The 18,483-nt window shown below is 70.5% G+C and carries 16 protein-coding genes; 7 read left to right on the top strand and 9 right to left on the bottom strand.

Features of this window, described 5'->3' with window-relative positions:
- Window positions 1–338 (top strand): TfoX/Sxy family protein (locus VHK87_RS10920; protein WP_329634926.1); only part of this gene is annotated, 338 nt, incomplete at its 5' end.
- Here the strand turns inward: VHK87_RS10920 and VHK87_RS10915 are convergent.
- Together VHK87_RS10915 and VHK87_RS10910 are read right to left on the bottom strand one after the other, a co-directional pair.
- Window positions 310–1,182: an NAD(P)-dependent oxidoreductase gene (locus VHK87_RS10915; RefSeq protein ID WP_329634925.1), complete on the bottom strand. Its 873-nt coding sequence runs from the start codon at window positions 1,180–1,182 to the stop codon at window positions 310–312. The two genes, VHK87_RS10920 and VHK87_RS10915, sit on opposite strands and share 29 nt — an antisense overlap.
- A gap of 14 nt (window positions 1,183–1,196) precedes the next feature.
- Entirely contained in the window at window positions 1,197–1,997 is an 801-nt protein-coding gene (locus tag VHK87_RS10910; RefSeq protein ID WP_329634924.1) for an enoyl-CoA hydratase-related protein, read from the bottom strand.
- A gap of 223 nt (window positions 1,998–2,220) precedes the next feature.
- Here VHK87_RS10910 and VHK87_RS10905 point away from each other — a divergent pair, with 223 nt between their 5' ends.
- A complete protein-coding gene (locus VHK87_RS10905) occupies window positions 2,221–3,549 on the top strand; it encodes a hypothetical protein (protein WP_329634923.1) in 1,329 nt (442 codons plus the stop codon).
- A 64-nt stretch (window positions 3,550–3,613) separates the two neighbouring features.
- On the opposite strand, the gene VHK87_RS10900 is transcribed toward VHK87_RS10905, so the two are convergent.
- The 4 genes from VHK87_RS10900 to VHK87_RS10885 are packed head-to-tail and all read right to left on the bottom strand — an operon-like array spanning window position 3,614 to window position 8,528.
- On the bottom strand, window positions 3,614–5,161 hold the full coding sequence (locus VHK87_RS10900) for an acetolactate synthase large subunit (protein ID WP_329634922.1): 1,548 nt from the start codon (window positions 5,159–5,161) through the stop codon (window positions 3,614–3,616).
- 1 nt (window position 5,162) lies between these two features.
- Window positions 5,163–6,935, bottom strand: a complete 1,773-nt coding sequence (locus VHK87_RS10895; protein WP_329634921.1) for a feruloyl-CoA synthase — start codon at window positions 6,933–6,935, stop codon at window positions 5,163–5,165.
- A gap of 10 nt (window positions 6,936–6,945) precedes the next feature.
- The gene (locus tag VHK87_RS10890; protein WP_329634920.1) at window positions 6,946–8,172 is read right to left on the bottom strand and encodes an RNA polymerase sigma factor; all 1,227 of its coding nucleotides are present in this window, start codon (window positions 8,170–8,172) and stop codon (window positions 6,946–6,948) included.
- Window positions 8,172–8,528 (bottom strand): YciI family protein, encoded by a 357-nt coding sequence (locus VHK87_RS10885; protein ID WP_329634919.1) that lies wholly within the window; start codon window positions 8,526–8,528, stop codon window positions 8,172–8,174. Before VHK87_RS10885 ends, VHK87_RS10890 begins: the two co-directional genes overlap by 1 nt.
- 159 nt (window positions 8,529–8,687) lie before the next feature.
- Between VHK87_RS10885 and VHK87_RS10880 the strand changes: the two genes are divergently transcribed.
- Window positions 8,688–10,376 (top strand): phosphatidylglycerol lysyltransferase domain-containing protein, encoded by a 1,689-nt coding sequence (locus VHK87_RS10880; protein ID WP_329634918.1) that lies wholly within the window; start codon window positions 8,688–8,690, stop codon window positions 10,374–10,376.
- Between the two features lie 163 nt (window positions 10,377–10,539).
- On the opposite strand, the gene VHK87_RS10875 is transcribed toward VHK87_RS10880, so the two are convergent.
- The gene (locus tag VHK87_RS10875) at window positions 10,540–11,433 is read right to left on the bottom strand and encodes a LysR family transcriptional regulator (protein WP_329634917.1); all 894 of its coding nucleotides are present in this window, start codon (window positions 11,431–11,433) and stop codon (window positions 10,540–10,542) included.
- Window positions 11,434–11,528: 95 nt separating this feature from the next.
- On the opposite strand from VHK87_RS10875, the gene VHK87_RS10870 reads away from it, so the two are divergent.
- From VHK87_RS10870 to VHK87_RS10860, 3 genes are all read left to right on the top strand, one after another.
- Window positions 11,529–13,841: an MFS transporter gene (locus VHK87_RS10870; RefSeq protein ID WP_329634916.1), complete on the top strand. Its 2,313-nt coding sequence runs from the start codon at window positions 11,529–11,531 to the stop codon at window positions 13,839–13,841.
- 68 nt (window positions 13,842–13,909) lie between these two features.
- On the top strand, window positions 13,910–14,341 hold the full coding sequence (locus VHK87_RS10865; RefSeq protein WP_329634915.1) for a (R)-mandelonitrile lyase: 432 nt from the start codon (window positions 13,910–13,912) through the stop codon (window positions 14,339–14,341).
- Entirely contained in the window at window positions 14,334–15,080 is a 747-nt protein-coding gene (locus VHK87_RS10860) for an SDR family oxidoreductase (RefSeq protein ID WP_329634914.1), read from the top strand. Before VHK87_RS10865 ends, VHK87_RS10860 begins: the two co-directional genes overlap by 8 nt.
- Window positions 15,081–15,185: 105 nt before the next feature.
- On the opposite strand, the gene VHK87_RS10855 is transcribed toward VHK87_RS10860, so the two are convergent.
- Both VHK87_RS10855 and VHK87_RS10850 read right to left on the bottom strand, forming a co-directional pair.
- Window positions 15,186–16,520, bottom strand: a complete 1,335-nt coding sequence (locus VHK87_RS10855; RefSeq protein WP_329634913.1) for a dihydroorotase — start codon at window positions 16,518–16,520, stop codon at window positions 15,186–15,188.
- Complete coding sequence (locus VHK87_RS10850; protein WP_329634912.1) at window positions 16,513–17,556, bottom strand: glycosyltransferase family 9 protein; 1,044 nt, start codon at window positions 17,554–17,556, stop codon at window positions 16,513–16,515. Before VHK87_RS10850 ends, VHK87_RS10855 begins: the two co-directional genes overlap by 8 nt.
- On the opposite strand from VHK87_RS10850, the gene VHK87_RS10845 reads away from it, so the two are divergent.
- Window positions 17,555–18,382: a folate-binding protein YgfZ gene (locus tag VHK87_RS10845; RefSeq protein WP_329634911.1), complete on the top strand. Its 828-nt coding sequence runs from the start codon at window positions 17,555–17,557 to the stop codon at window positions 18,380–18,382. The two genes, VHK87_RS10850 and VHK87_RS10845, sit on opposite strands and share 2 nt — an antisense overlap.
- The last annotated feature ends 101 nt before the right edge of the window (window positions 18,383–18,483 follow it).

The raw sequence follows: 18,483 nt of genomic DNA, 5'->3' as shown, positions 1-18,483 counted from the left end.
AGTTCCTGGACTATGTGCTCGAGCAGCTCGAGCCCTTGGGCGAGGTGAGCAGCCGGCGGATGTTCGGCGGCGCCGGCCTCTACCGCGACGGCTTGATCTTCGGATTGGTCTCGGGCGACGCGCTCTACTTCAAGACCGACGAGGCGAACCTGCCCGACTACGAGGCGGCGGCCTCGGAGCGGTTCGACCCCATGCCCGAGCGGCCGGCGAAGTTCAGCTACTTCTCCGTGCCGCCCGACGTGCTGGAGCAGCCGGACGAGCTGACGGTCTGGGCGCGCAAGGCCCTGGCCGCCTCCGCGCGCCGCCCGGTCAAGCGCGCGCGCCGGCCCCGATCGTGACGCCAGGCGGCGGGACCGACTCCTCGGGCACGAAGAAGTCGGGCATCAGCGGCCGGGATGGGTCCACCCGATAGGGCTCGAAGTCGCGCACGCCCTCGCCGTAGAGGAAGGTGTCGTCGATCAGGAAGTTGCCGCTGAACTCACGGGCCGGCTTGTTGAAGACGGCGTAGGCGGCGTCGGACATGATCTCCGGCTTGCGGCAGCCCTTCATCCCCTCTTCGCCGGAGAGGGCGAACTGAATCGCCGCCGTCGCTATGCCGGTGCGCGGCCACAGGGCGTTGAAGGCGATCCCGTCCTCGCGGAACTCCTCGGCCATCCCCAGCACGCACATGCTCATGCCGAACTTAGCCATGGAGTAGGCCACGTGCCCCCTAAACCAGCGCGGGCTCATGTCGAGCGGCGGGCTGATCATCAGCACGTGCGGATTAGCGGCCCGCTTGAGGTGCGGGATGCAGGCCTTGGAGGTCAGGTACGTCCCCCGCGCATTGACCCCGTTCATCAGGTCGTAGCGCTTCATCTCGGTCTGCAGGGTGCCGGTGAGCTGGATGGCCGAGGCGTTGTTCACGCAGATGTCGATGCCGCCGAACCGCTCGACGGCCTTGTCCACCGCCGACATCACGCTGGCCTCGTCGCGCACGTCGACGACCAGCGGCAGGGCCTGGCCGCCGGCCTTCTCGATCTCCTCGGCCGCCGTGTAGATGGTGCCGGGCAGGTGCTTGTGCGGCTCGGCGGTCTTGGCGGCGATCACGACGTTGGCGCCATCGCGGGCGGCGCGAAGACCGATGGCCAGGCCGATCCCGCGGCTCGCGCCGGTGATGAACAGGGTCTTGCCGGAAAGCGACATGGGGAGCTGCTCCTCTAGCCGAGCTTACTGAAGTCGGGCGCGCGCTTCTCGCGGAAGGCGGCGAAGGCTTCCTTGGCCTCGGCGGTCTTCAGCTGAGACGAGAAGTGCCGCCCCTCCTCGTCGATGCGGGCGGCGAGCCGGGCCGGATCGCGCATCAGCGCCTTGGTGATAGCCACCGCGCTTGGCGGGCGAGCGGCGACGGCCTCGGCGGCGGCCCTCGCCTTGGCGCGCAGCTGCGCCGTCGGGACCGCCTCGTTGGCGATGCCCCAGGCCACGGCTTTGGCCGCATCCACCGGCTCGCCGAGTACGAACATGGCGAAGGCGCGGGCGTGCCCGATCCGCTCCGGCAGCTGCAGGCTGGAGGCCGCCTCCGGCACCAGCGCCAGGTTCACGAACGGCGTGGTCAGCAGTGCGTCCTCGGAGACATAGACCAGGTCGCAGTGCAGCAGCATGGTGACGCCCACGCCCACGGCGCGGCCGTTCACGGCCGCCACGATCGGCGTCTTGGCCCTCGCCAGCGCGCTCAGCAGCGGGTTGCCGCCGCGCCGGGCGTCCTGCGCCGAGGCCTCACCGGCGTTCACCGCGGCGAAGTCGCCAAGATCGTTTCCGGCGGTGAACATGTCGCCGTTCGCCTGGATCAGGACGCAGCGGACGTCCTTGTCGAACTCCGCCCCGTCGATGCCGTCGGCCAGCGCCTGGTACATCTCACGGGTCAGGGCGTTCTTCTTCTCCGGCCGGTTCATCGTCAGCGTCAGCACCCCGGCGGATTTCTCGGCCAGGACGTGTTGCGCGGTCTGGACCAGGGTCTCGCTCATCGGCGCCTCCTCACATCTTACGACGTAAAGGCTAGGCTCCCGACGCCGCCGCGTCGATCCGATTTCCTCTAACAGCGGGATGCGAAAACAGGGGCTTGGCCGCTCTTGCGGTCAAGCCGCGCCACAGTTCGGCCTCTGTGACTTGTTCATCCTTGATTAACACGCTGTGGCGGCGTTTTAGTCGCCCGCAATGGAAACACCCCCCAGGAGAGTAATAAGCATCATGAAGCCCTTAAGGCTCGGGCTCATCGCCGCTGTCGCGATCGGCATGCTGGCGCCGGTCGCCGTCTATTCCCAGGCCAAGACCGCCGGCGTCGATGAGAAGGCCCGCACCCGCGGCATGGCCGAGGCTCCGGCCGTCGCCCAGGCCGCCGGCGTCACCTGTCAGGTCGCCGACGCCCGGTTCATCGGCGAAGTCGCCGACAAGAAGGCCAAGACCAAGAGCACCTACTACGAAGTGGACTGCTCCGAAGGCCTCGGCTTCGTGCTCCAGAGCACCGCCGGAGTGGCCAAGCCCTCGGCGTTCACCTGCATCGAGGCCAGCGCCCCGGCCGCGGACGGCAAGCCGAGCGCGCTCGCCTGCGCCCTTCCCGGCAACCAGAACAGCACCGCCGACGTCGCCGCCCTCGCCAAGAAGGCGGGCGTCGGCTGCGCTGTCGAGAAGGTCCGCGCGGTCGGCCAGACCACCGACAAGAGCCTCTTCGAAGTGCTCTGCCAGGGCGGCTCGGGCTACATCGTGACCGCCGCCAACCCGCCCATCGCAAGCGCCACGGCCGAGGCCGCGAGCTGCCTCCTCTACGATGAAGCCAACACCAACATCTCCTGCACCCTGGCCGACAAGGCCACCCGCCTGGCCATGGTCGACACCCTGGCCAAGCAGGCGGCGGCGAGCTGCGTCGTGAAGGATCGTCGCTTCGTGCTGATGACGAAGCAGAACGACGCCTACTTCGAAGTCTCCTGCCAGGACGGCAAGGGCTACATGATCAAGGCCGACGCGGCCGGCCGGGGCACGGGCATCGAGTGCGCCAAGGCCCAGCACGTCGGCGGCGGCTGCACCCTGACCGACGCCCGCGCGGCGGCCACCGAACAGGCCGGGCTCTACACCCGCCTGGCCAAGTCGGCCGGTCACAACTGTGAAGTGACCCAGTACGGCGCTCTGCCGTCGGGCGCCGGCAAGGACGTGGTCGAGCTGGTCTGCGCCAATGGTCCGGGCGGCATCGGCGTCTTCGAAGCCGGCGGCAAGGGCACCGTCTACAACTGCGCCCACGCCCTGGTGGCCGGCTACCGCTGCTCGCTCAACAAGGGCGACACCGGCGCCTCGGCGCTCACGGCGGACCTGAAGAAGCTCGGCAAGGGCTCCTGCGCGGTGAAGGACTCGCGCCTGGTGGGCAAGACCGCCAACGGCAGCGCCTACATCGAGGTGAACTGCTCGGACGGCCTGGCCGGCTACATGATCGAGTACGTCGCGGCCACCGTGACCCCGAAGGAAGCCATCGGCTGCGCCTTCGCGAAGGGCGTCGGCGGCGGCTGCAAGCTGCCGGGCAACACCTAGGACCTAGGCGCCCGACGAGACGTCAGAGGCCCGCGGGGACGTCCCCCGCGGGCCTTTTTCTTTGTCAGCCGATCGCCGCCTCGATGAACATCGGACCGCGCTGGGCCATGGCCCCGGCGAACACCTTCTCGAAGTCCTCGGCGGTCTCGCAGCGGACGGCGGGCAGGCCCATGCCCTTGGCCATCGACACCCAGTCGATCTTGGGGTCCCCCAGGTCCAGCAGCTTGGAAGCGGCCGGCCCGGCCTGGGTCCCGGCGCCGGTGCGCAGCAGCTCGATGTTGAGGATCCGGTAGACGTGGTTGGCGAAGACCACGACGGTCACGTCCAGGTTCTCGCGGGCGATCGTCCACAGGCCCTGGACCGTGTACATCGCCGCCCCGTCGCCGTTCAGCGACAACACCTTCCGGTCGGGCGCAGCCACCGCAGCGCCGATCGACAGCGGGATCGCCTGGCCGATGGCTCCGCCGGTCAGCGCCAGCACCTCGTGCGGCGCGGCCTTGGCGCAGGGCACGGCCACCCCGCCGCCGGAGGTCACCGAGTCGTCGCAGATGATCGCGCCTTCCGGCAGGTGGCGGGCGATGGCGATCCCCGCCGACTGCGGGGTCAGCGCGCCGGCCGGCGCGGCGTCCGGCTTCACCAGCGGCTGCACCGGACCTTGCTTGGGCGCGCCGAGCGCATCGGCGAGGGCGTTCATGGCCGCGACCGCATCCTCGGACCGGGCGGCGAGTTCCGTAGTCTGGCAGCCTTCGGGCACCAGGACGCTCGGCCGGCCCGGATAGGCGAAGAAGGCGACCGGCGTGACGGTGCCGACAAAGACCATCAGGTCCACGCCCTCGAGGTCCGCCAGGGCCGCTTCGCCGAAGTATTGCATCCGGCCGGGCTGGAAGTGGCCGGCGCCGCGCGGCTGGCGGGCGACGAAGGTGTCGGCCAGCACCCGGTAGCCGGCCGCCGCCAGCCGGCCCGCCGCGGCCATGCCCCCCGCCAGGCAGGCCTGGCCGCCGATCAGCAGCACCGGCTTCTTGGCCTCGCGCAGGGCGCGGGCGACCGCGTCGACCTTGTCTCCGGCCGGCTCGGCCCGGGTCGGCTTCTGGGCCCGCACGGGCTCGCTCTTGGTCTCCAGCCAGGCGCTGTCGGCCGGCAGGATCAGGCTGACCGGGCCGCCGGGCGGACCGTAGCTGGCCGCCACCGCCTCGGCCGCGACGCCGGCCACCGCATCCGGACTGTCGGCGCTCTTCAGCCAGATGGAGTTGGGGCTGGCCAGCGTCGGGATGTCGGAGTTCAGCGGCGCGTCGTACTGGCGGTGATAGGTGGCGTGGTCGCCGATGACGTTGACGATCGGGGTGAAAGCACGCCTCGCATTGTGCAGGTTGGCCACGCCGTTGCCGTAGCCGGGGCCCAGGTGCAGCAGGGTGCAGGCCGGCCGCTCGGCGATGCGGCCGAAGCCGTCGGCGGCGCCGGTCGCCACCCCCTCAAATAGGCAGAGCACCGGCCGCATGGCTGGCTGGCGGTCCAGGGCGCTGACGAACTGCATCTCGCTCGTGCCCGGGTTCGCGAAGCAGGCGGTGACCTCGTTGGCCAGGAGCGTCTCGATCAGGGCGTCGGCGCCGTTCATGTCAGAACACCATCACGTCTGGAGGGGCGGGGGCGGAATAGAGGCGCTCGACGTCCGCGGCCCTCAGCCGGCGGGCGAGGGCCTGGGCGATGTAGCCTTTGTCGGTGATCTCGCCGGCGCCGGCGTTGGGCGGGCTCGCCAGCACCAGGGCGCGCGCCACCTTGCCGCCGCCCTTGGCGGAGGCGTTGTAGCGGGCCAAGCCCTCCCGGGCCGCCGCCTCCACCTCGGCGCGGTCCAGCGTCGGGTTCGGGTAGAGCAGCAGGCCGACGGCGGCCTCGCCTTCGCCGCACACCACAGCGTCGGTCACCGCCCCGCCGATCGCGCCGACCGCAGCGATGCGAAGGTCGCCGACGGCGACGAAGGTGCCGCTGGCCAGCTTGAAGTTCTCGGAGATGCGGCCGTCGAAGACGAGGCCCTGCATCGGATCATCGGCGTCGACGAAGCGGGCGGCGTCGCCGAGGCGGTAGAAGCCCTCCTCGTCGAAGATCTCGCCGGCCAGATCCGCTCGACCGAGGTAGCCCGGGGCGACCTGCGGGCCCTTGACCCGGAACTCCATCTTGCCGGCGACCGGCGAGAGCTTCACCGCCGTGCCCGGCACCGGCAGGCCGATGAGGCCCATGCGGTCATTGGGCCAGTGGACATTGCAGGCGGTCGGCCCGGTTTCGGTCGCGCCGTAGCCGCTGGCGAAGCTGATCTTCTCGCCCACCGTGCGCACCGCCACCGCCTGGATGCGATCCGCCACCTCTTGGCCCAGGGCGGCGCCCCCATACTGCAGCACCCGCACGCGGGAGAAGAAGGTTCGGGCCAGCGCCTCGTCCTTCTCCAACTCGTCCACCAGCAGCATCCAGCCGGCGGGGACCATGTTGCAGTAGGTGGTGGCGACCTCCTTGAGGTTCCGCACCGTCTCGGCGAACCGGCCGGCGACCGGCTGGCCGGCGTCGATGTAGAGCGTCCCGCCCCGGTGCAGACCCATCTGCAGGATGGCGTTGGCGCCCAGGCTGTGGCTCCAGGGCGCGGAGTTGACCATCACCGGCGGTTCCGGGTCGTCGTAGCAGGCGGCGACCTGGGCCGCGGTCACGGCCAGCCGCCGCTGGGCGATGATGACCGCCTTGGGCAGGCCCGTGGAGCCGGAAGTCAGCAGGTATTTGGCGTGGTCGTCCGGGCGGGCGGTCGGCGCGGCGCGCGGCGCGTTCCACAGGCGCTCCAAGGGCGTGTCCCCTGCCCGCGCGTTCTTGCCCGCGATCACCGGCAGGCCCTGCAGGAAGTCCGCCTGCAGCGCGTCGCGGAACAGGGCCGCGTCTTCGGTGTAGACCGCCGCCGGCTTCAGCACCTGCGCCGCATGGGCCAGCCGCGACAGGTCCGCGCCCGGCAGCCCGTACTGCGGCGAGACCGGCGCGGCCGGCAGGCCCTGGCTCATGGCGGCGTACTTGATGAGCGCGTGATCGATCCCGTTGCGGGCGAGGATCAGCAGCGGGCCCTTGCCGACCACGTCGAGTTCGCGCACGCCGCCGGCCAGCGCCGCCACCCGCTCATTGGCTTCGCGGTACGAAACCTCGCGCCAGCCCTCGCCGGAGCGTTCGGCCAGCCAGGTGCGGTCGGGCGCCTCTCGGGCCCAGTGGGCCAGCGGCTCGACCGGCGTCTGGAACGTGTCGTCGAACGGGGTCGGATTGGTGAGGACGATCTCGCCGCCCGCGCGGCGGTCCACCTCCACCCTTCGGGGCGCGTAGCGGGGGTCGCGGAAAGGCGCGGTGGCGATGCGGAGCTCGGCGTCCATCGCCTCTGGGTTAGCCGCTGGCGGAGCCTTCGTCGAGATTCCTCAGCTGCCGCTGCAGCCACAGCCGCTCGGCCGGCGCGGGCGAAAGGGCCAGCGCCGCGCGCAGCGCGTGCGCCGCCTCGGACCTGCGCCCGGCCTTGGCGCAGAGGCCCGCGCGGGCCGCCTGGTACGGCAGCCAGCCTTCGACGCCGTCGATACCCTCCAAGGCCGCAAGCCCCTGTTCGGCGCCCCTCGCCTCGCCGATCGCCACCGCCCGGTTCACGGCCGTGACGGCGTGCGGCCGGACCAGCATCAGAACGTCGTAGAGCGCGGCGATGTCGGCCCAGGGCGTCGGCCGCCCCTCCAAGCGGGCGCAGTGGGAGGCGTGGATGGCGGCCAGCAGCTGACGGGGCCCGCTGCGGCGGAACTCCGCCGCCCGGTCCAGCAGGCGTACGCCCTCGCCGATCAGCTCGGCGCGCCAGAGCCCGACCTCCTGCCGGTCTGGCGGGACCATGGCGCCGGCGTCGTCCAGCCTCGCCGGCCGCCGCGCTTCGGCGAACCGCACCAGGGCGGCCAGACCCAGCGCCTCGGGCTCGTCGGCGACCAGCTCGGCCAGCAGGCCGGAGAGGCGCAGCACCTCCTCTGCGAAGCCGGAGGCCTCGCCGGCCAGCGCCGCGTCCTCGTAGGCCTGGGCGTAGGCGATCTCCAGCGTCGCCAGCACCGCCTCCAGCCGCTCGGGCCAGGCCTCTCGCCCGGGGACCTCGAACGGCACGCCGGCGGCGGCGATCTTCTTCTTGGCCCGGGTGATCCGCTGCAGCATGGCCGGCTCGGCGACGAAGAAGGCCCGGGCCAGTCGCTCGGTGGAGAGGCCGCAGACCACCTTCAGGGTCAGGGCGGCGCGGGCGTCCGGCGAAATCGCCGGGTGGCAGCAGACGAAGATCAGCCGCAGCCGCTCGTCGGGGATCGGCGTATCGGCGGCGATCAGCGCGTCCTCGGGCGTCGGCTCCGGCTCGGGCGTGTCGAGCACGGCCCGTTCGCGCACGGCCGCGCGGCGCTTCGCATCGATCGCCCGCCGCAGGGCCGCCCGCCAGAGCCAGGCGGCCGCGTCACGCGGCGGCTGGTTCGGCCAGGCGACCAGCGCCGCCGCGCAGGCCTCGGCGAAGGCGTCCTCAGCCGCGTCCAGGTCCCGCAGCCGCGCGGCCAGGGCGGCGACGACCCGCGGCCGGGCGGCCCAGATCTGCTGGCCGATCCGCTTCATCAGCCGTAGTTTGCGTGCGGCCTGACCTCGACCATGCCGCCTGGCGCCACCGGGATCTTCCGGGCCCAGTAGAGCGCCTCGTCGAGGTCCTTCACGTCCAGTTCGTAGTAGCCGCCCAGATGCTCGCGGGTCTCCGCGAACGGGCCGTCGTGCAGGCTCTGGGCGCCGTCCTTGCCAGTGCGGACGGTGGTGGCGGTGGACGAGGGCTCCAGCGGCGCGCCGCCCCAGGCGACGTTCTTGGCCCGCAGCTCCTCGCCGAGCTTCCGGTGCTTGGCGACCACCTCCATCAGCGCCTTCTGGCCCGCCTCGCCCTCGTAGGCGCCCTCCGGCTCATAGATCAGCAGCATATACTTCATCGTCTCTCCCCCTTCGGGCCCAAATGTTGCGCGACGCCGATGCGTGCGTCACCGGGGAGACGCGGGAGGGGCCGCAGATTCGACGGCTGACGCGATTTTCTTCGCGCAGGACACAACGCCGCCCCCCTTGAGAGGGCGGCGTCCTGTACGGGATGGCCGATGACGGGGCGCGACGAATCCAGATCCGAGGGCGAGGCCGGGAAGGGCCTGGCCGCGCGCCTGGCCGACCTGGCGCTCGACTTCACGCCCGGCGTGTTCGCCGTGCTGGCCTTCGCGGCAGGGGCGGTGATGCTGGCGGCCAGCGCGACCCCCGAGATCGGCGCGCGGCTGGAGCCGGCGGCCCGCTATGCGCCGGTGCTGGTCATCGAGCTCTCCCACTTCCTGGCCAGCGTCGTCGGCTTCCTGCTGATGGTGATCGCCAGCGGGCTGTGGCGCCGGCAGCGGGGCGCCTTCTGGATCGCCCTGACGCTGCTGGCCGGCGGGGCGGTGTTCTCGCTGCTGCGGCGGGCGCCGATCATCGAGCCGGCGCTGCTGATCGCGGTGGCGGCCATGCTGCTCCCCTGCCGCCGCGCCTTCCGCCGCCGCTCGCGCCTGACGGCAGGCGCCATCAGCCCGGTATGGCTGGCGGCCATCGTGGTCACAGTGGGCGCGGCGGCCTGGCTCGGCTTCTTCGCCTACCGGGACATTCCGTATACGGACGAGCTCTGGTGGACCTTCCTGCGGGACGCCGACGTGGCGCGCTTCCTGCGGGCCGAGGCCGCCCTGGCGCTGCTGACGCTGCTGCTGGGACTGAGCGTGTTGTTCAGCCGCCCCTCGGCCCGGGGGCGCGGCCGCGCCAGCCCGGAGGACATCGCGCGCGCCGCCACCATCCTGGAGACCGCGCAGGACGCCCCGACCAACGCCGCGCTCGCCCTGGTGGGCGACAAGGACCTGCTGTTCTCGCCCTCGGGCCGCAGCTTCCTGATGTTCCGCGTGCGCGGCGCCCACTTCGTCGCCCTGGAGTCGCCGGCAGGCGATCCGGCCGAGCGGCGCGACCTGCTGTGGGCCTTCCTTGAGCTCGCCGATCGCGAGGCCCGCGGGGCGGTGGTCTATGGGGCGGGCGACGACCTGCTGCCGGACCTGGCCGTCCTCGGAATGGCCGTCCGGAAGGTCGGCGAAGCCGCGACTGTCGACCTCTCCACCTTCAGCTTGACCGGCCGCGCCCGCCAGGACCTGCGCACCGCCCGCAACCGCGCCGAACGGGAGGGTCTCCGCTTCGAACTGCTGGCGCCCGGCTCAGCCGCCGCCCACGAGGCGGACCTGCGGCGCGTCTCCGACGCCTGGCTGGCGGGCCAGAAGGGCGGCGAGAAGGGCTTCAGCATGGGCCGGTTCGACCTCGCCTACCTGAACCGCACGCCGCTGGCTGTGGTGCGCGGGCCGGACGGGGCGGTCGCCTTCGCCAACCTGCTGGTGAACCGCGCCCGCAGCGAGGTGGGTGTCGACCTGATGCGCCACGTGGAGGTCGGCGGCTTCGTCATGGACTTCCTCTTCGCCGAGGCGATCCTCTGGGCCCAGCGGGAAGGCTATAGGACCTTCGACCTCGGCAAGACCCCGCTCGCCGGGCTCGACGACCACGACCTCGCCCCGCTGTTCATCCGCCTCGGCGACCTGGTCTTCGACGAGGGCGGCGCGCTCTACAGCTTCCAAGGCCTGCGCGCCTACAAGACCAAGTTCTCGCCCAGCTGGCGGCCCGTCTACATCGCCGCCACCCCCGGCGTCCCGATGGTCAGCGCCCTCCTCGACGTCGCCCTGCTGACCAGCGGCGGCTGGCGCGGGGTGCTGGGGCTGCGGGGACGGCCGAAGGGGTAAGCCGAGTTCCGATCAAGCGAACAGCGATGTCGCCTACATCGAGACGCAAACAAGCGGAGTTTGCGGGCATCTCAGAGGAATGAACACGGACGTTCAGCCTTAAGCCGTGGGCGGAGACGCGCCCGCGAAGGATATTCACGCTGCTTCGGCTCGCAACATCGCCTCATTCGCGATGTCGCAGGGCGTCGATGACGATCTGGAACGCCAGCAGGTTCTGTCGGCGGCTGGGGTAGTAGAGGAAGTACCCCTCGAACGCCGGCGACCAGTCGTCCAATGCTTGCTGGAGCGCGCCTGAGGCGATCTGCGTCTGCACGATGCTCTCGGGCACGTAGGCGATGCCGAAGCCGCTCACTGCTGCGTCGACCATGGCATAGGAGTTGTTGAACGTCAGCTGCCCGTCGACCCGCACGCGCAGCGCCTCGCCCTCTTTCTCGAACTCCCACGCGTACAGGCTGCCGGAAGTCTCATGCCGCATGTTGATGCAGCGGTGACGGACCAGGTCCCGCGGGTGCTCCGGCCGCCCGCGCTCGGCGAAGTAGTCCGGCGAGGCCACCGCCACGAGCCGCCAGTCCGGACCGATGCGGATGGCGATCATGTCCTTCTCGACGCTTTCGCCTAGCCGCACGCCTGCGTCGTAGCCCTCCTCGACGATGTTGCGGAAGGTGCTGTCCAGCGCCACCTCGACGTTGATATCCGGATACTCGCGGAGCACCGGCTTCAGCTTGGGCCACACCACCGTCTCAAGCGCGTGGTCGGACAGGGTCAGCCGGATTGAGCCTGACGGCTTGTCGCGCAGCGCCATCAACCCCGCGATCTCCGCCTCAATCTCGGCCATGCGCGGCGCGATTGTCTGCAACAGCCGCTCGCCGGCCGGTGTCGTGGCGACGTTGCGCGTGGTCCGCGTCAGAAGGCGGATGCCCATGCGCCCCTCCAGCTGCTTGATCGCATAGCTGAGGGTGGACTGAGCCACGCCGAGCCGCGCCGCCGCCTTGGTAAAGCTTCGCTCCTCGGCCACGGCCTGGAACCACGTGAGTTGGTTGAAGTCCGTCCGCTCCACGATGCCCTCCCGGCGGGAGATTGATAGCCTCAGTCGATTAGTTCATCCCGATTGGGACGGCTAATCGTTTCGGCCGCAGGCGCTACCTATTCGGCATGACACTCGCCGCAACAACGGCAGACAGCCCGGCGCAAGCCTCCGCCTCCTGGGGCGGCGTGCTCTCGATGGCGCTCTGCGTGGCCATGCTGATCGCCTCCGAATTCATGCCGGTGAGCCTGCTCACGCCGATGGCCGAAGGCCTGCGCGCCACGGAAGGCCAGACTGGCCAGGCGATCTCGATCAGCGGCCTCTTCGCGGTCGCCGCCAGCATGCTGGTCACCACACTCGCGGGCCGGCTGAACCGCAAATGGGTGCTGGTCGCACTGACCGCCCTGATGCTGCTGTCCCTGGTGCTGGTGGCCGCCGCCCCCAGCTTCGCAGTGCTCATGACGGGCCGCGCTGTGCTCGGCATCTGCATCGGCGGCTTCTGGGCGCTGGCCACCGCCGTCATCATGCGCCTGGTTCCGGCCGCCGATGTGCCGCGCGCTCTAGCGCTAATGTACGGCGGACAAGCCATCGCCGCAGCCTTCGCAGCGCCAATCGGCAGCTATCTCGCCGGCCTTTTCGGCTGGCGCGAGGTGTTCTGGGCGCTCACCCCGATCGTCGCCGCCAACCTCGTCTGGCATGTCGCGGCCTTACCCTCTCTGCCCGCCGCCAAGCGGCAGGACTTCGGGGTCATGCTCCGCCTGCTCAAGCGCCGGTCGTTCCTCCTGGGCCTTATCGCCTCGATGCTGTCGTGGGGCTCGGCCTTCACGATGTTCACCTACCTGCGCCCCTTCCTGGAGCGCGTGACCGGCGCCGATGTGACCACGCTCTCGGGGCTGCTGCTGGTGCTGGGTTGCGCAGGCTTCGTCGGCACCTGGGCGTCTGGCCGCTTCGTCAAGGGCAATGCGGCCCCGATCCTGAAGCTGCCGGCCCTCCTGATGGGCGGCTGCACCGTGGGCCTCCTGCTGCTGGGCGGCTCGCCTCTCGCGGCTGGCCTGCTCCTGACGCTCTGGGGCGCGATGAACACCGCCATGTCAGTGATCTGGATGACCTGGATGTCTCAGAACGCCGACGAAGCGCCGGAAGCGGGCGGCAGCCTGATGGTCGCCGCCATCCAGGCCTCGATCCTGCTGGGCGCCCTCGTCGGCGGTTGGCTGCTCGACGGCCTTTCGATCCAGGCGACCTTCATCGGCAGCGTGGTCCTGGCGGCCGCCGCGGTCCTGCTGATCGGCAACGGCCGCAAGCTCCTGAGCTCGCCTGAGCCCCCGCGCCCCTCACCCGAACCGGAGACCATAATGTCCGAGACCCTCCCCGACACCTCCACGTCCGCGGCGTCCGACATGGACCGCCGCCGCCTCGTGACCCTGGCCGGCGCGGGCGCCGTGGCCCTCGCCGCTCCGACCTTCCCCACCTCAGCAAAGGCTCAGACCATGCCCAACGCCTGGGACAAGACCTTCCCGAAGAGCGACAAGGTGGACCACCGCAAGGTAACGTTCACCAACCGCTTCGGCATCACCCTGGCCGGTGATCTCTACGCACCCAAAGGAGCGTCCGGCCGCCTGGCTGCGCTGGCGGTGAGCGGACCCTTCGGCGCCGTGAAAGAGCAGTCCTCGGGCCTCTACGCCCAGACGATGGCTGAACGCGGGTTCGTGGCCCTGGCCTTCGATCCGTCGTTCACCGGCGAGAGCAGCGGCCAACCCCGCAACATCGCTTCGCCCGACATCAACACTGAGGACTTCAGCGCGGCTGTCGATTTCCTGGGTCTCCTGCCCAACGTGGATCGCGAGCGCATCGGGATGCTGGGCATCTGCGGCTGGGGCGGCATGGCGCTCGGCGCCGCGGCCATCGACAAGCGCGTGAAGGCTGTCGCCGTCAGCACCATGTACGACATGACCCGCGTCATCTCTAAGGGCTACGACGACAGCCTCACCGCCGAGCAGCGAACCGCCAACCTCGAGCAGCTGGGGCGGCAACGCTGGAAAGACGCCGAGAAGGGCCGCCCGGCCTACGGGCCGGTGATGAACGAGCTGAAGGGCGGCGAGGCCAAGTTCCTGGTCGACTACCACGACTACTACCGGACGCCGCGCGGCTTCCATCCGCGCGCCGTGAACTCCAACGCCTCGTGGGCGATCACCAGCTCGCTGTCGTTCATGAAGGCGCCGCTGCTGGACAACATCGCCGAAATCGCGCCCCGCCCGCTTCTCATGGTCCACGGCGCCGAAGCCCACTCGCGGTACTTCAGCGAAACGGCCTATGCGGCGGCGGCCGAGCCCAAAGAGCTGCTGATCATCCCCCGCGCCAGCCACACCGATCTCTACGACCGGGTCGACGTGATCCCCTTCGACAAGCTGACCGACTTCTTCCGCCGCGGGTTGTCCGCGTGATCGCCAAAGCCTTGGCCCTAGTGGCGGTCTCAACCCTCCCCGTCCAGGCAGCGGAAAGGAGGCCCACCATGGAAATCACCCGCAAGGCCGACCTCGAAACGGTCGAGGGTCCCGCCGAATACTTCACCGGCCGCGTCACGATCACGGGCCAGTTCCAGCGCGAGGCCCCCTCACGCGTCGGCGGCGCCATCGTGCACTTCGAACCCGGCGCGCGAACCGCGTGGCACACCCACCCGCTCGGCCAGACCCTCATCGTCACCGAGGGTGTCGGCTGGACCCAGATCGAGGGCGGCCCGAAGCTCGAGTTCCAGGCCGGCGACATCATGTGGTGCCCGCCCGAGTACAAGCACTGGCACGGCGCCACGCCGCACCAGGCCATGACCCACATCGCCATCCAGGAGACTCAGAACGGCGCCCCCGTCACCTGGATGGAGCACGTCACGGACAAGCAGTACCTCGCCGGCACGTCAGCGCAGGAAGACGCGAACACTCATGACTGACAACATCGCCGGCAAGGCGATCGTCGTCACCGGCGCCTCCAGCGGCATGGGCGCGGCGGCCGCCCGTCACCTGGCCCGCAAGGGCGCCGCCCTCGTACTCGGCGCGCGCCGCAGTGATCGCATCGCAGCGCTCGCGGCCGAGATCAACCAGGCGGGTGGACGCGCCAAGCCCGTGACGACCGACGTCACCAAGGCGGAGGAGTTGCAACGGCTGGTCGACGCCGCCGTGGAGACCTACGGCCGGATCGACGTCCTCATCAACAACGCCGGCGTCATGCCTCTCTCGCCCCTACAGCGGCTGAAGATCGCCGAATGGGACCAGATGATCGATGTTAACCTGAAGGGCGTGCTCTACGGCGTCGCTGCGGCGCTGCCGTACATGATCAAGCAGAATTCCGGCCACATCATCAACTTGTCGTCGGTCGCCGGCCACAAGCTGTTCGGCGGATCGGCCGTCTACTCCGCGACCAAGTTCGCCGTGCGCGCGCTTTCCGAGGGACTGCGGCAGGAGATGGCGGCCTACAACATCCGGACCACGATCATCTCGCCTGGCGCGGTTAAGACCGAACTCCTCAACCACATCAGCGAGAGGGACGTTCAGCAGGCGAACCAGGACTATGTGGGAGAGGTCGGACTGCCTCCCGAGACCTTTGCCCGCCTGGTCGCCTTCGCCATCAACGAGCCGGACGATGTAGGGATCAACGAGATCCTCTTCCGGCCCACCGCCCAAGAGCTTTGAGGAGGATGAGGTGGCGCATAACGCCCGTCGCAATGATGCTCACGGCAAGCCTTATTCACGGCGCTTGCAGCGCCGAGCAGCGGATCGACAGCCTCTAGATCTGCGCTAACTGGCCAGTGTCTCCAGGAACCGCACCGGCTCGCCAAGATGCGGCGCCACCACCTCGTCGTCGCGCATGACGATCCGGCCGCGGACGATCGTCGCCATCGGCCACCCCTTGGCTTCGAAGCCGTCGAAGGGGGTCCAGCCGACGCGGGTGGCCATGGCGTCGTGGGTGATGGTGCGGCGGGCCTTGAGGTCGACGATGGTCAGGTCGGCGTCGTAGCCGACGGCGAGGCGGCCCTTGTCGGCCAGGCCGAAGATGCGGTTGGCGCCGTGGCTTGTCAGATCGACGAACCGCTCCAGCGTCAGCCGGCCCTCGGCCACGTGGGTCAGCATCACCGGGACCAGGGTCTGGACGCCCGGCATGCCGGACGGCGAGGCGGGATAGGGCCTCGCCTTCTCCTCGCGGGTGTGGGGGGCGTGGTCGGAGCCGATCACGTCAGCGACGCCGCTGGCGATCCCGGCCCACAGCCCCTCGCGGTGCTCAGGCCCGCGGATCGGCGGGTTCATCTGGGCGAAGCCCTTCAGCCGCTCGTAGGCCTCCGGCCCGGCCAGCGTCAGGTGCTGGGGCGTCACCTCCACCGAGGCCACGTCCTTATGCGCGGCGAGGAAGGCGATCTCCTCGCGGGTCGTCACGTGCAGCACGTGGATCCGCTTGCCCAGCCCCTGGGCGATGCGCACCAGCCGCTCGGTGGACTGGATGGCCGACTGCGCGTCGCGAACCTCGTAGTGGCTGGTCCAATCGCCGGTGCGGGCCAGCGGGCGCCGGTCCGCCAGGCGGTATTCGTCCTCGGAGTGGAAGGCGGCGCGGCGGCGCACGTGCTGCAGCACCTGCTCGACGCCCGCATCGTCCTGCACCAGCAGGGTGCCGGTGGAGGCGCCCATGAACACCTTCACGCCGCAGCAGCCGGGCAGCTGCTCCAGCTCGCCGAGGAAGGCGGCGTTCTCGTGGGTGCCGCCGATGTAGAAGGCGTGGTCGCAGTGCATGCGCCCTTTGGCCCTGGCCAGCTTGTCCTCCAGCGTCGACGGATCGGTGGTGTTGGGCTCGGTGTTCGGCATCTCGAACACCGCCACCACCCCGCCCAGCACCGCCGAGCGGCTGCCGGTCTCCAGGTCTTCCTTCCACTCCATGCCGGGCTCGCGGAAGTGGACCTGGGTGTCGATGACGCCGGGCAGGACGGTGAGGCCCGAGGCGTCGAACACCTCGGCCGCCGAGGCCTGGGCGAGGTCGCCGATGGCGGCGACCTTGCCTTTGCGCACACCGACGTCGGCTGGGCCGCGGCCGGCGTGGTTCACCACCTCGCCCCCACGGACGATCAGGTCGAAGGTCTCAGTCAAGGTCCGGCTCCGTTGACTCGAGCAGTTCGCGCGCCGCCAGGGTCACGGTGCGCACGCCCAGGTCCATCATGTGGCAGATCTCCTGGTTGAGGCTGGGGTCGACCCGGCGGATCTCCGCCAGCGCCCGCACGCCGCGCACCGCCCGGGCGTGCTCGCCCCACGGTCCATAGAGCTGTTCGTCCGAAGGCCCGAACAGGCCCAGCGTCGGCGCGCCGGCGGCGGCGGCCAGGTGCATCAGGCCAGAGTCGTTGCCGATGAACAGGCGCGCCCGCTTCAGGCAGGCGTAGGCGGTCAGCACGTCGACCTTGCCCACCAGGTCGATGAAGCGGTTCTTCAGCACCACGTGGCGCAGCGGGGCGACGATCTGGTGGTCGGCGCTGCCGCCGAGGATCATCAGGCGTCCGCCCTCCAACGGGCCGCCCTTGCCGAGCAGCTGGATGGCGGCCTGGGCGAACCGCTCGATCGGCCAGGTCTTGCCGACCCAGTTGGAGGCGGGCGCGAGCGCCAGGATCGGGCCGGCGCCGGCGGTCAGCTCGTCGGCGCGGGCCTCGGTCTCTGGCGAGGTGAAGAGGAAGGGCGCCGGAGGGTCGTCGTCCAGCTTCAGCACCCGGGCGGCCTCGATCACCTTGTGCACCGGCGGGCCGGCGTTCTTGCGGTGCACCGCCCGGCGCTTGGTCGACAGGAATCGGTTGATGGCCGAGCCGCGCAGGTCGACCACCAGGCCCCACTTGCGATGCCGCACCTGGCTCCACAGGCCCAGCCAGTGGCCGCCGCCCTTGTGCTTGTCGAAGACGATCACCTCGTCCAGGTGCGGGACCTCGGCGAACAGCGGGGCCGCGTCGGGGCCGGCGACGATGGTGAAGCGGGCCTGGGGGATTTCGTCGAGCAGCTTCTTGATGAGGCCCGAGGACAGCACCGCATCGCCGATGCGGGTGGCGGTGATGAACAGAATCGGAAACGAGCCGCGCGCCATCCCGCTTGTATAGGGCGGGCTCGGCTGGCGCTCCACCGACTCCGCGCTTAAGTCTCGGGCCATGGCGAACAATCCCCCCATCGCGGTACTGACCACTCGGGCTCTGGTCGCCGTTTCCGGCCCCGACTGGCGTCACTTCCTGCAAGGACTGCTCACCCAGGATGTCGAAACTCTGGCGGCGGGCGAGCTTCGTTTCGCCGCCCTGCTGACGCCGCAGGGCCGGCTGCTCTACGACATGTTCGTCGCCGGCCGCGAAGACGGCTGCTGGCTGGACGTGGAGGCGGCCAAGCGCGAGGCCATCATCCAGCGGCTGTCGCTCTACCGCCTGCGCGCCAAGGTCGAGATCGCGGCGGACGAGACGCCGGTCTCCGTGCTGTTCGGCGCCGAGAGCGCGGGGCCCGGCTGGTTCCCCGATCCGCGCCTCCCCGCGCTCGGCTGGCGCGGCTACGGCGCGGCCCCGCCCCCGGGCGCCGGGGGCGCAACGGAAGCCGACTACGACGCCCACCGCCTGGCGCTCGGCGTGCCCGGCCCCGCCGACTGGGGCTCGGAGACCACCTACCCTATAGAGGCCGACTTCGACCTGCTGGACGGCGTCGACTTCAAAAAGGGCTGCTTCATCGGCCAGGAGACCACCTCGCGGATGAAGCGCCGCGGCCAGATCAAGACGCGGATGCTGCCGGTGACGTTCGATGGCCCGGCACCTGCGCCCGGCGCCGAGATCCTCGCCGGAACCCTGCGGGCGGGCGAGGTCCTCTCCGGCCAGGACGGCCGCGCCATGGCCATCGTGCGCCTGGACCGCGCGCTCGGCGCGGAGCTGACGGTGGAGGGCCGGCCGGTGCGCGTCGAGACGCCGGCGTGGATGGCGCCGGCGCTCACCGAGAGCGCCTGAATCCTCAAAGACCTCTCCCCCCGCTCGCGGGCGGGGAGAGGTTTAGAGCGTGAAGAACTCCCTCAACGCCGCCAGCGTCTCCGCCGGCTTCTCCTCGGGGA

The sequence above is a fragment of the Phenylobacterium sp. genome, assembly GCF_036263695.1.
In the GTDB taxonomy this organism is placed as follows: Bacteria; Pseudomonadota; Alphaproteobacteria; order Caulobacterales; family Caulobacteraceae; genus Phenylobacterium.
Note: the sequence above shows the minus strand (reverse complement) of the source record. Positions and strands in the feature narration are given on the sequence as shown.